11 protein-coding genes and 4 tRNA genes are annotated in these 12,381 nt (G+C 48.7%); 12 read left to right on the top strand and 3 right to left on the bottom strand.

What is annotated here, in order from left to right; genetic code table 11:
• Positions 1-362: 362 nt before the first annotated feature.
• From HOY33_RS20080 to HOY33_RS20070, 3 genes are all read right to left on the bottom strand, one after another.
• Positions 363-1,193, bottom strand: coding sequence for an alpha/beta fold hydrolase (locus tag HOY33_RS20080; protein WP_172291810.1), 831 nt, complete (start codon positions 1,191-1,193; stop codon positions 363-365).
• 555 nt (positions 1,194-1,748) lie between these two features.
• Positions 1,749-2,423 carry a MarC family NAAT transporter gene (locus tag HOY33_RS20075; RefSeq protein WP_172291809.1) on the bottom strand — a complete coding sequence of 225 codons (675 nt, stop codon included), beginning with the start codon at positions 2,421-2,423 and terminating at the stop codon, positions 1,749-1,751.
• A gap of 77 nt (positions 2,424-2,500) precedes the next feature.
• Positions 2,501-2,992, bottom strand: a complete 492-nt coding sequence (locus HOY33_RS20070) for an SRPBCC family protein (RefSeq protein ID WP_172291812.1) — start codon at positions 2,990-2,992, stop codon at positions 2,501-2,503.
• A gap of 259 nt (positions 2,993-3,251) precedes the next feature.
• Here HOY33_RS20070 and pncC point away from each other — a divergent pair, with 259 nt between their 5' ends.
• The 12 genes from pncC (at position 3,252) to gshA (ending at position 12,370) form a co-directional block, all read left to right on the top strand.
• Entirely contained in the window at positions 3,252-3,740 is a 489-nt protein-coding gene (gene pncC, locus HOY33_RS20065) for a nicotinamide-nucleotide amidase (protein WP_172291808.1), read from the top strand.
• Between the two features lie 110 nt (positions 3,741-3,850).
• Positions 3,851-4,921, top strand: a complete 1,071-nt coding sequence (gene recA, locus HOY33_RS20060) for a recombinase RecA (protein WP_172291807.1) — start codon at positions 3,851-3,853, stop codon at positions 4,919-4,921.
• A gap of 45 nt (positions 4,922-4,966) precedes the next feature.
• Entirely contained in the window at positions 4,967-5,455 is a 489-nt protein-coding gene (recX, locus tag HOY33_RS20055; protein WP_172291806.1) for a recombination regulator RecX, read from the top strand.
• A 138-nt stretch (positions 5,456-5,593) separates the two neighbouring features.
• Positions 5,594-8,221, top strand: coding sequence for an alanine--tRNA ligase (gene alaS / locus HOY33_RS20050; protein ID WP_172291805.1), 2,628 nt, complete (start codon positions 5,594-5,596; stop codon positions 8,219-8,221).
• Positions 8,222-8,543: 322 nt separating this feature from the next.
• Positions 8,544-8,729 carry a carbon storage regulator CsrA gene (gene csrA / locus HOY33_RS20045; protein ID WP_005972168.1) on the top strand — a complete coding sequence of 62 codons (186 nt, stop codon included), beginning with the start codon at positions 8,544-8,546 and terminating at the stop codon, positions 8,727-8,729.
• Positions 8,730-9,027: 298 nt separating this feature from the next.
• Positions 9,028-9,120, top strand: a tRNA-Ser gene (locus HOY33_RS20040).
• An 8-nt stretch (positions 9,121-9,128) separates the two neighbouring features.
• Positions 9,129-9,205: transfer RNA gene (locus HOY33_RS20035), tRNA-Arg, on the top strand.
• A gap of 82 nt (positions 9,206-9,287) precedes the next feature.
• A tRNA-Arg gene (locus tag HOY33_RS20030) sits at positions 9,288-9,364 on the top strand.
• Positions 9,365-9,428: 64 nt separating this feature from the next.
• Positions 9,429-9,505: transfer RNA gene (locus tag HOY33_RS20025), tRNA-Arg, on the top strand.
• A gap of 237 nt (positions 9,506-9,742) precedes the next feature.
• Positions 9,743-10,309, top strand: a complete 567-nt coding sequence (yqaB, locus tag HOY33_RS20020; RefSeq protein ID WP_172291804.1) for a fructose-1-phosphate/6-phosphogluconate phosphatase — start codon at positions 9,743-9,745, stop codon at positions 10,307-10,309.
• On the top strand, positions 10,306-10,734 hold the full coding sequence (locus tag HOY33_RS20015) for a YqaA family protein (protein WP_172291803.1): 429 nt from the start codon (positions 10,306-10,308) through the stop codon (positions 10,732-10,734). Before yqaB ends, HOY33_RS20015 begins: the two co-directional genes overlap by 4 nt.
• An 82-nt stretch (positions 10,735-10,816) precedes the next feature.
• Entirely contained in the window at positions 10,817-12,370 is a 1,554-nt protein-coding gene (gene gshA / locus HOY33_RS20010) for a glutamate--cysteine ligase (RefSeq protein ID WP_172291802.1), read from the top strand.
• Positions 12,371-12,381 lie beyond the last annotated feature (11 nt).

Genomic DNA, 12,381 nt, shown 5'->3' with positions numbered 1-12,381 from the left:
AAGAATATAACCATGACAGGACACATTCTTCATTAAATGATCTGACTCCGGCAGAATTTATCCGAAGTCACCAAAAAAGACAGATCCTCTAATTGATCCTGGGTCAGGATATGGGAGGAGGTCAAAAAAGACAGATCCTCTAATTGATCCTGGGTCAGGATATGGGAGGAGGTCAAGAAACCGGAAATCTCAAAAAGTGCGTGGAACTAAAACGGGTGTACTTACAGGGCGACATCATGAAACGCATTTCACCAGAATGTAAATCGGCGGCACTGGCTAAATTACTGCCGCCCAACATGACCGTCACGATAGTCGCTCAGGTGGAGAGAATAATGATCTATTAACGCCATCGCTTGCGAGGATCAGGATGCGAAAATCTCGTTCAGGAAGCTGAGTAAGTCCTGATTTAATTCATCGGTATGTGTCGCGGCGAAGCCGTGTGGCGCGCCTTTATAGATTTTTAATCGGGAATCTTTGATCATGCCGGCGGCCAATTTACCGGTGGCTTCAAAGGGAACGACTTGATCGGCATCACCATGAATGACCAGCGTCGGGACATCAATTTTTGTCATATCAGGGCGGAAGTCTGTTTCGGAGAAAGCGGTAACACAGTCGATAGTGCCTTTCAGCGAGGCGAGTAAAGCGATGTTCAGCGTCTGCGTTTGTACTCCCTGAGAAACCGTCGTGCCTTTATTAAGCCCGTAGAATGGGGTAGAAAAGTCGCTGATGAACTGTGCACGGTCTTTGCGTAGACCTTGTTTGATGTCATCAAATACGGATTTCTCCATGCCTTCCGGGTGGTCGTCCGTTTTGATGAAAATCGGTGTGACGGCGCCGAGCAGCACCAGACCCGCGACGCGTTCTGTGCCATAACGGGCGATATATCGCGTCACGTCGCCGCCCCCCATTGAAAAGCCTACCAGCGTTACGTCATGAAGATCCAGATGATGAATAAGCTGATTAATATCAGCTGCAAATGTATCGTAATCGTAACCTGTCCATGGTTGATCCGAGCGGCCAAAGCCGCGGCGATCGAAAGCAATGGCCCGATAGCCTTGTTCAGCCAGAAAGTTAAGCTGGCTGTCCCACATATCAGCATCAAGCGGCCAGCCGTGACTGAGCAACACGGGTTTGCCCGTTCCCCAGTCTTTGAAATAAATTTGTGTACCGTCTTGCGTGGTAAATGTGCTCATTATCTTTCTCCTAATAGGTTTCGGAGCGTATTGGTTTTACTCGTTACAACCTAAGCGTTGGTTAACAGGAAAGATAAGGCAAGTTTTTTGATAAGTCGTTTAACCGGCTTATAGGTTTGGTTTCTTCTTCAACTGATTTTGAAGACTTACATGAGGCTGTCTGGCAGTCTGCCTGAAAGAGGGGTGACCAGCATTATGGGGGGCCTTGCCGTTGCCTTACTGCTCGCCCTGATTAAAATCCGGCAAATATAATGACCGAGGGGGTAAGCTAATACGCTATCAATGTCGTCTTACATCCGCCGAATTAACCTTACCCGGCCATGACATTACTATACATTTATCTTGTTATATTCTTTTCATCCCTTGTGAATGTTGTGTTAACCATCCCTGTCATTAAATGACTTTTCCCGCCTTGTGCGGGTTTTTTTTATCTTTTTTGATTGGAAAAACCGACGTCTAAATACCGGGCTCATTGGATGAACGGATATAACCCTATTTCCGATGTGATATTAGAAAAATCAAACGCCACAGGAAGTTAGATAAAATAAGACCTGACTAATGAAATGTCGTCACAATTTCCAATATACCGTTAATGATGAACTGAACGCCCATACATACCAGCAGAAACCCCATTAGGCGGGAAATAGCCTCAATGCCGCTTTTTCCCACTATTCGCATGATAAACCCCGAGCTTTTCAGGCTTAACCATAAGATCAAACTGACAAGCATAAACGTCAGAATCGGGGCAACGGCAATAACCCACGGCGTAATATCCACGCCGCTTTTTATTTGCGAAGCCGTGCTGATGATGAGGGCTATCGTTCCTGGGCCGGCGGTGCTGGGCATCGCTAATGGAACGAAGGCAATATTAACCGTATTGGAGGAATCGCTGGCAATGATTTCATCGGCTTTGCTTTTTACCTCTGGGGCATGTTCAGGCTTATGCTGAGGAAAAAGCATACGGAAACCGATAAACGCGACAATTAGCCCTCCGGCAATACGTAAACCGGGAATAGAAATACCAAAGGTATTCATGACAAGCTGTCCGCCATAAAATGCGACGGTCATAATGATGAAAACATAAAGCGATGCCTGAAATATTTGCCTGTTGCGTTCTCCCTGGCTCATATTTCCAGCCAGCCCAAGAAACAGCGCTACGGTGGTCAGAGGGTTGGCGAGCGGTAAAATCAGCACTAAACCCAGTCCGATGGTTTGAATCAACTCCAGCATCCAACCTCCATTAGCGGCAAATCTATACTCTTAAGGTAAGGCAATAATCCGGTGATATCTTGTGGTTATTCGTTTTATCAGGGGGCGACGTCATTTTCCGCCAGGTTTTTGAAACGATAGAGCGTTTTTGTCAACATGTCCTTGGATAGAATATCGAACATCTGGCTGATTTTTTTCCCCAGCAGGCCACCCGGCGGATCGAAGCGAATCATCAACGTGACTTCTGTTCCAGCGTCCGACTGAGCCGGTTTGAACGATAATCTGCCTTCATTGGGAATGCGGGCGCCTTCCAGAGATCGCCAGTAGATATATTCTCCTGGTTTTTCATCAACAATCCGTGCCTGCCACTCAATGAGTGCGCCAAATGGCGTATTAACACGCCACAGTGAGTCGGTATGGTTGAGGATATCGATCGTAGCAAAATGATTCATTAAGATCGGCAGCGTCTCAGGTTTACGCCAGAGCGCAAACAAGATTTCCGCAGGACGATCGATAATGATGCTGCTGCGGATTTCGTCTGAATCGCTCTTACCTTTAATCCCAAAGTTTTTCAGAAAAGAAGGTCGCACCAAGAGTCCCCCTAATAGATTTTCAGCCCTAAAGGGCATTTCTAGGGTTATTTTGACTGATATTGACCATTAAGCAAAGCAGGAAGACGTTTAGGGCTTTCCATCAATTTATCGGGCGTATCCATTATTCGAATACGGCTATATCTAATGTAACATTGCATTTCCTGTGCAAGGCGCTTCGCATCTATGGTGACAAAGCGTCTTTTCTGAGGAAGAGTGTTACCCTTATTTATCCACTCCCAATTAAGATGATATTGCAATGACGGAAACTGACATTTTACGGTTAAGTGGTCTGGTCGGCGATCGGCTTAAGGCACGCGGCGCGAAAGTAACATGCGCGGAGTCCTGCACTGGAGGATGGCTGGCAAAAATCATCACCGATGTGGCCGGCAGTTCCGGCTGGTTTGATTATGGCTTTGTCACATACAGCAATCAGGCCAAGCAGGATCTGGTTAAGGTCAATGAAGAGACGCTCGCTCGCTACGGCGCGGTGAGTTCCGAGGTGGTGCAGGAAATGGCTGCCGGGGCGCGGATTGCGGCGGGTGCGGATTTCGCGGTCTCTGTTAGCGGTATCGCCGGGCCAGATGGGGGTTCTGATGAAAAACCGGTAGGCACGGTCTGGTTTGGCTTTACCGATAAACAGGGGAACGCCTTTACCCGCAAAGCATTATTCAGCGGCGACAGAAATGCCGTGCGTTTGCAGTCGGTCCATTTTGCTCTGCAAACGCTATTAGATGAGTTTCTGTAAAAATACGCTTGATGCTGTATGAGTATACAGTATAATATCAGCAATTATTCGGTAATCCACGATTAAGCGGCCGTGTAGAGACAGATCTACGCCGCACGACAGGAGCAGAAATGGCTATTGATGAGAACAAACAAAAGGCACTGGCAGCGGCACTGGGCCAGATCGAAAAGCAATTTGGTAAAGGTTCTATCATGCGTTTGGGCGAAGATCGCTCAATGGATGTTGAAACTATTTCTACAGGCTCCCTGTCTCTTGATATCGCACTGGGCGCGGGCGGCTTGCCGATGGGGCGTATCGTTGAGATTTACGGCCCTGAATCATCGGGTAAAACAACGCTGACCTTACAGGTTATCGCCGCCGCTCAGCGTGAAGGTAAAACCTGTGCCTTTATTGATGCGGAGCATGCGCTGGATCCGATTTACGCCAAGAAGCTTGGCGTCGATATTGATAATTTACTGTGCTCTCAGCCGGATACCGGCGAGCAGGCGCTGGAAATCTGTGATGCGCTGACGCGCTCTGGCGCAGTGGATGTCATCATCGTTGACTCCGTGGCGGCGCTGACGCCTAAAGCCGAAATCGAAGGTGAAATCGGTGATTCGCATATGGGACTGGCCGCTCGAATGATGAGCCAGGCGATGCGTAAACTGGCGGGTAACCTGAAGCAGGCGAATACGCTGCTGATTTTCATCAACCAGATTCGTATGAAGATTGGTGTGATGTTCGGTAACCCTGAAACCACCACGGGCGGTAACGCGCTGAAATTTTATGCGTCAGTGCGCCTGGATATTCGTCGCATCGGTTCTATCAAAGAAGGCGACGAAGTGGTGGGTAGTGAAACCCGCGTTAAAGTGGTCAAGAACAAAGTCGCCGCGCCTTTCAAACAGGCTGAGTTCCAGATCCTGTACGGTGAGGGGATTAATATTTATGGCGAGCTTGTCGACCTGGGCGTTAAACATAAGCTGATAGAAAAAGCCGGCGCCTGGTACAGCTATAACGGAGAAAAGATTGGGCAGGGCAAAGCCAATGCCTGCAACTTTCTGAGAGAAAACCCGGCTATTTCCGCTGAACTGGATAAGAAACTGCGTGAAATGCTGCTGCATAAAGGCAATGAATCATCCTCGGCCACAGCCGGCGACGCTTATGACGAGGCCACCGCCAGCGAAGACAGTGAAGAGTTTTAATGTCGGTTAAGCTGTTTACCGCTACGGTATGAATCAGGTCGGTAAATGAGTAAACCATTACGTTATGCGATGAACGTACTTTCCGTACGCGATCATAGCGAAGTCGAAATACGCCGCAAGCTTGCGGCGTATTTGCATAAAGTGGTTGCAGAACGTGCTGAAGCTGACGAAATGTCGGCTGACGTTGCGTTAGCGGAGATTGAGTCTGCCATCGCTTACTGCATAGAGCATGACTGGTTGAATGATGCGCGCTTTGCCCGCCGTTATATCAGCAGTCGTAGCCGAAAAGGCTATGGCGTTCAGCGTATCAGATCGGAGTTGAGTCAGAAAGGCATTGACAAGACAACCATCGCTGCGGCATTAAATGAATGTGACATTGATTGGTGCGAGTTGGCGAAATCTGTAGCAGAACGAAAATTCGGGCATCCCCTGCCTGTTGAATGGAAAGAAAAAGCAAAACTGCAACGATATTTGCTATATCGGGGGTTTTTCCATGAAGAAATCCAATCCATTTATACAAATTTTTCAGATTGAATGCATACGGGATTTTACTTCCCATCGAAGAAAATTTATCTTATTCCCACTTTTTTGTTCGTGAGTTGCACGGTGGCGTCATTATTCTGGACTATCCTTGCCCGCGATCTGTTCTTTTAGCTTGATTCCAGGACAATTATGAGCAAGAGCACCGCTGAGATCCGTCAAGCGTTTCTCGATTTTTTCCACAGTAAGGGGCACCAGATTGTTGCCAGCAGTTCCCTGGTGCCGAATAACGATCCAACGTTATTATTCACCAATGCGGGTATGAACCAGTTTAAAGACGTATTTCTTGGGCTGGATAAACGTAGCTACTCACGAGCAACGACTTCGCAACGCTGCGTGCGTGCGGGGGGTAAGCACAACGATTTAGAAAACGTTGGTTATACCGCGCGCCATCATACTTTCTTTGAAATGCTGGGTAATTTCAGCTTCGGCGATTATTTTAAACGCGATGCTATCCATTATGCATGGGAACTGTTGACCGAGGCGCAGTGGTTTAACCTGCCGAAAGAGAAACTGTGGGTAACGGTATACGCCACTGATGATGAGGCATATGACATCTGGGCAAATGAGATTGGCGTCCCTCATGAACGTATTATCCGTATCGGTGATAATAAAGGCGCGCCTTACGCTTCAGATAACTTCTGGCAAATGGGCGATACCGGTCCCTGCGGCCCATGTTCTGAGATTTTTTATGACCACGGCGACCATATCGCGGGTGGCCCTCCGGGAAGTCCCGATGAGGATGGCGATCGCTACATTGAGATTTGGAACCTGGTCTTTATGCAATTCAACCGTCAGGCAGATGGAACGATGTTGCCGTTGCCCAAGCCTTCGGTGGATACCGGCATGGGCCTGGAGCGTATTTCTGCGGTATTGCAGCATGTTAACTCGAACTATGAGATCGACTTGTTTAAAACGCTGATTGCCGCGGTGGCAAAAGCAGTAGGAACCATTGATTTAGACAACAAATCATTACGCGTTATTGCCGACCATATCCGTTCCTGCGCATTTCTGATTTCCGACGGCGTGATGCCTTCCAATGAAAACCGTGGCTACGTTTTGCGTCGCATCATTCGCAGGGCGATTCGCCATGGCAATATGCTAGGGGCAACCGATACGTTCTTCTACAAGCTGGTCGCGCCGCTGATTGACGTGATGGGTTCTGCGGCCGACGAGTTGAAACGTCAGCAGGCGATGGTTGAGCAAGCGCTGAAAACGGAAGAAGAGCAATTCGCTCGTACCCTGGAACGCGGCCTTTCGCTGTTGGATGAAGAAATCAAAAACCTGCAAGGGAATACGCTGGATGGCGAAACCGCTTTCCGGCTGTACGACACCTATGGTTTTCCGCTCGACCTTACGGCTGATGTTTGCCGTGAACGCGGTCTGAAAGTGGATGAGCAAGGATTTGACCGGGCAATGGAAGCGCAGCGTCAACGTGCGCGTGAAGCCAGCGGTTTTGGCGTTGATTACAACAATCTGGTTCGCGTGGACGCAACGACGCCGTTCTGCGGCTACGAACAAACCCGGCAGCAGTCAAACGTTATCGCGATCTATCACAACGGCAAGGCGGTCGAGCAGCTTGATGCGGGTGAGGACGCGGTTGTATTTCTGAATGAAACGCCATTCTATGGCGAGTCTGGCGGACAGGTTGGCGATCGGGGCGAATTAAACGGCGCTAACGGTAGTTTCGTTGTTCAGGATACACAGAAGTACGGCCAGGCCATCGGTCATATTGGTAAACTGACTCAGGGCTTGTTGCGCGTGAATGACAGCGTAGATGCGATGGTTGACAGTGAACGTCGTGACCGTATTCGCCTCAACCACTCTGCGACTCACCTGCTGCACGCTGCGTTGCGCCAGGTTTTGGGCGATCACGTCGCGCAGAAAGGGTCATTGGTCAACGACAGTTATCTTCGTTTCGACTTTTCCCATTCCGAAGCAATGAAACCTGAACAAGTTCGTCAGGTTGAAGACATCGTCAATGCCCAGATTCGCCGTAATTTGTCCGTACAAACAGAGGTCATGGCGCTGTCTGACGCAAAAGAAAAAGGGGCGATGGCGCTCTTTGGCGAGAAATATGAAGATCATGTCCGGGTTTTAACCATGGGTGATTTTTCGATCGAACTATGTGGCGGGACTCATGCCCGCCGCACAGGGGATATCGGTTTGTTCCAGATCGTATCTGAGTCTGGCACGGCTGCCGGTATCCGTCGTATTGAAGCGATAACGGGGGAAAACGCGCTGTCTGCGTTGCACCGTCAGAGCGATGTTTTACAAGATGCCGCTCAGCTTCTGAAAGGGGATAGCAATAATCTGGTTGATAAGGTACGTTCTGTACTGGAACGCACCCGTATACTGGAAAAAGAGCTCCAACAGTTGAAAGCGCAACAAGCGGCGCAGGAAAGTTCCTCACTTTCAGGCAAGGCGAAAGATATCAACGGCGCAAAACTGCTGGTCACTCGATTGGACAATGTTGAACCTAAAATGTTGCGTACGATGGTTGACGATCTGAAAAACCAATTAGGATCGGCCATCATTGTGTTAGCGACCACTGCCGAAGGTAAGGTTAGCCTTATCTCCGGGGTGACGAAAGATCTGACCGACCGCGTGAAAGCCGGAGAGTTGGTCGGGTTTGTCGCTCAGCAGGTAGGGGGAAAAGGCGGCGGGCGTCCCGATATGGCGCAGGCCGGCGGCAGCGATATCGCCGCCTTGCCCGCAGCATTAGCCAGCATTGAATCTTGGGTGGCTGATAAGCTATAAATATTAAATCAGAGTGTTATGCTGACAAAAACGCCATGACTTTACTGGTTTTGGCGTTTTTGTCTTGTCGGAAAGGCTTCCGGCAAGCGAGATGAACAAGATGCTACCTTCAGGTGTTACGATGTTGGGCTGCCTTATACGTCTTGTGGTGATAACAAAGGCACAAGCTACTTATATCGACTAAACTAAAAGTAGCGACAAACTATGAGTGAGATGGTGAGCGTTATCATCGCCATCTAGGTTTACGTTTTCACGGCACATGATGGATAATGACGGGGAGACAGAGAGACCCGACTCTTTATAATCTTTCAAGGAGCAAAGAATGCTTATTTTGACTCGTCGAGTTGGCGAAACCCTCATGATCGGCGATGAGGTAACGGTTACCGTACTAGGGGTAAAAGGCAATCAGGTGCGTATTGGTGTTAACGCGCCTAAAGAAGTTTCTGTGCACCGTGAAGAGATTTATCAGCGAATTCAGGCAGAAAAATCTCAACCGACATCATATTGATTGACAATGCGTCTCGCAGAAACGGGACGCTATTGTTGCTTTTCCGCGTTTATTCCCTTCGCATGTTTATCAACACGCTTTGTCTCCCTTGATTTTTTTCACCACAAGATAAGCGTCTGTTTTTCTGTTGATAAAATGCCCTTTTTGTTGTGAATCTGCCCGTCTTGGATGCGAATTGCGCAAACAAACCTAAGTTGGGAAAAATTGTTTGACTTATAAGTCCGGGAAAGTAATATGTGCGCCACGCAGTACCGGTGAGCGCCGACAAGAAGTTTCTAGGTGATTACAGGTAGTGTTTGGTGAGGTGGCCGAGAGGCTGAAGGCGCTCCCCTGCTAAGGGAGTATGCGGTCAAAAGCTGCATCGAGGGTTCGAATCCCTCCCTCACCGCCATTTATTATGCATCCGTAGCTCAGCTGGATAGAGTACTCGGCTACGAACCGAGCGGTCGGAGGTTCGAATCCTCCCGGATGCACCATATTAAAATGGATAGGTAGTAATCGATACATCACGTATCGACAGTGAAAAGCAACCACTGCGTAATAGAAAGAATTCTTAATGCATCCGTAGCTCAGCTGGATAGAGTACTCGGCTACGAACCGAGCGGTCGGAGGTTCGAATCCTCCCGGATGCACCATTCTTGGGTTCTTAGGCTTAAAACGCCTTATCGCTATTCACCAAACAAATCTTGTTTACGGTATGCATCCGTAGCTCAGCTGGATAGAGTACTCGGCTACGAACCGAGCGGTCGGAGGTTCGAATCCTCCCGGATGCACCATATCAAAATAGGGCGGCGGTACAGCTCCTGTTCCTTTAATCTTTATACTCTTCCATTTTCTGATCTCTCCTCGTTATTTTTTTGTCTTTCGCTACGTATGCGCTGCAAAGGCTGTCTGCTACATTGTTTCGTTATGATATTAATAATACCATGATTTTTATATGGTTATTGAGTGAGCGACAATGTTTTCACTTTGCGATAAAGTAGATTCTTGTTTTCAATGTGCATGGAGTCATGATGTACGATCGCTATCAAGGCCTGATCTTTGATATGGACGGCACCATCCTCGATACGGAACCAACACATCACAAAGCATGGAATAAGGTCCTGGCAAGGTACGGAATTAAATACGATGCCGCAGCCATGACCGCACTGAATGGTTCTCCTACCTGGCGTGTTGCTCAGGTTATTATCAGTCATCATCAAGCTGATATTGACCCTTACCGGTTGGCTGATGAAAAAACCGCGCTGGTAGAGGAAATGCTGTTGGATACGGTAAAACCATTGCCCTTGATCGATGTCGTCAAATACTATCGCGGACGCCGTCCGATGGCCGTTGGCACCGGCAGCACGCATGGTATGGCCGATAAACTTTTAAAGCATTTGGGCCTGCATGATTACTTTGACGCCATTGTCGGTGCGGATGATGTCAATAAGCATAAGCCCTTTCCCGATACCTTTTTGCGTTGTGCCGAGCTGATTGCCGTTGCGCCAGAATATTGTGTGGTGTTTGAAGATGCGGATTTTGGTATCGAAGCGGCGGCAAGAGCAAAAATGGCTGTGGTTGATGTTCGTAAGCTGTGAGTGAATTCTGGGCGGTTTTCTCTCTCTTCTGGAGTAGCTTACTGAGCGCGACGTTGTTGCCCGGTAGCTCGGAGGTGTTGCTCGTTACTCTATTGGTTTCTGACAGCGCCAGGCCCGTTTTGCTGATTATTGTGGCGACGCTGGGAAACACCCTGGGGGGATTGACCAATATTTTTATAGGGCGCTTACTGCCTCAGCCAAAACAGCAGTTTGGATATATGATGGCCGTACGCGGGTTACAGCGTTATGGTCCGGCTGCGCTATTATTTAGCTGGGTGCCGGTAGTCGGCGATTTATTGTGCGTGTTGGCGGGTTGGTTGCGAATGCCTTGGATGAGTTCAGCGATTTTTATATGTATTGGAAAAGCGCTGCGCTATATCGTTCTGACAGGGATAACTTTACAAGGCATCGTATGGTGGTCGTAACCGGATGAAAATGAGATCTGGTGAGTGCCATCAAGTTTCAATTATGCTTACAAACATTACATTTTAACATCGGGAGGTCGATTTGATCCCGGATATATCACAGGCTCTTTCCTGGTTGGAAAATAATCCTCAGGCAGTGAATGGTATCCAGCGTGGAATTGAACGCGAAACGTTGCGCGTGATGGCTAACGGGCATCTTGCCACTACTGGACATCCCAAGAAATTGGGTGCGGCATTAACGCATCCGTGGATTACCACCGACTTTGCTGAGACCTTGTTAGAATTCATTACGCCTGTCGATAAAGATGTCGATCACCTGTTGACGTTCTTGCGTGATATTCATCGCTACGTCGCCCGAAATTTAGGCGATGAACGGATGTGGCCGCTGAGCATGCCGTGTTTCATTGCCGAAGAACGGGATATTGAGCTGGCACAGTATGGCTCATCCAACGTTGGGCGTTTTAAAACGCTGTATCGTGAAGGGTTAAAGAATCGTTATGGCGCGCTGATGCAGACGATTTCCGGCGTACATTATAATTTCTCGTTACCGCTGGCGTTCTGGCAGGCCAGAGCTGGCGTCCGTGATATGGAAAGCGGGAAAGCAGAAATTTCGGCGGGCTATTTCCGTTTGATCCGGAACTATTACCGCTTTGGCTGGATAATTCCGTATCTGTTTGGCGCTTCTCCGGCGATTTGCTCCTCCTTTCTGCAAGGCAGAGAAACCTCGCTGCCGTTTGTTCGTACGGATAAAGGGATGTGTTATCTGCCTTATGCGACATCGCTGCGGCTGAGCGATCTGGGCTACACCAATAAATCGCAAAGTAACCTTGGTATTACTTTTAACGATCTGGACACATATGTGGCCGCGTTGAAACGAGCGATAAAAACGCCGTCTGAAGAATACGTTCAGATTGGAATGAAGAAAGAGGGGCGTTATTTGCAACTGAATACCAATGTGTTGCAGATTGAAAACGAGCTTTATGCGCCAATCAGGCCGAAACGTGTTACGCGGCCTGAAGAACTGCCTTCTGATGCCTTACTGCGCGGCGGGATCGAATATATCGAAGTTCGATCGTTGGATATCAATCCTTTCTCACCGACCGGCGTCAGCGCCAGCCAGGTTCGTTTCCTGGATTTATTCCTGATTTGGTGCGCGTTGGCGGATGCGCCGGACATGAGTGCGGATGAACTGCTCTGTACCCGTAAAAACTGGAATAGGGTGATACTCGAAGGGCGTAAACCGGGTCAAACTATCGGTATGGGGTGTGAAACAGAACAACATCCGATAGCCCGCGTCGGGAAATCATTATTTGCTGATTTGCGCCGTGTTGCTGAAGTATTGGATGGTGGTAATGCTCAACCGTATTACCAGCAGGTTTGTGATGAGCTGGTGCCCGGTTTTGACGATCCTGAAACGACGTTCTCAGGTCGGTTGCTTAACCTGATGAAAGAAAGCGGCAGCGGTGGCGTCGGGCTCCATTTGGCCGAAGAATACCGCAAGATGCTGAGTGATGAACCACTGCAAATCCTGACGGAAGAACGGCTGGCGGCGGAGAGTGAGCGCTCTTGGCATCATCAGCGGCAGATTGAAGCAGAGGATACGATGAGTTTTGAACAATATCTTGCTGCGCATTAAAAAAGAAAAGG

The organism is Brenneria sp. hezel4-2-4 (assembly GCF_013155275.1).
GTDB lineage: Bacteria > Pseudomonadota > Gammaproteobacteria > Enterobacterales > Enterobacteriaceae > Brenneria.
This window is presented reverse-complemented; position numbering and strand designations above follow the sequence as displayed.